Below are 277 nucleotides of genomic sequence, written 5' to 3'. Positions count from 1 at the left end.
TCTTGCGCCGATTGACCAAGGGTTCCTGGGTCAAGCTGATCTGCCCAGGGTAAGTCGGGACCTAAGGCGAGGCCGACAGGCGTAGTCGATGGACAACGGGTTGATATTCCCGTACCCGCTTTGAAGCGCCAACGCTGAACCAGATGATGCTAAGGCCGTGAAGCCGTCCCGGAGCCTTCGGGCAAAGGGAAGTGGTGGAGCCGCCGGTCCAAGTCTGCAGTAGGTGAGCGATGGGGTGACGCAGGAAGGTAGTCCAGCCCGGGCGGTGGTTGTCCCG

At 61.7% G+C, this 277-nt stretch carries 1 rRNA gene; it reads left to right on the top strand.

The window, feature by feature from the left end:
• Positions 1–277: ribosomal RNA gene (locus tag PUR71_RS41365) — 23S ribosomal RNA — on the top strand; the annotation flags it as partial.

The organism is Streptomyces sp. SP17BM10, assembly GCF_036322405.1.
Lineage (GTDB): Bacteria > Actinomycetota > Actinomycetes > Streptomycetales > Streptomycetaceae > Kitasatospora.
The sequence above is the reverse complement of the archived record's forward strand: the minus strand, read 5'-3'. Positions and strand labels throughout refer to the sequence as shown.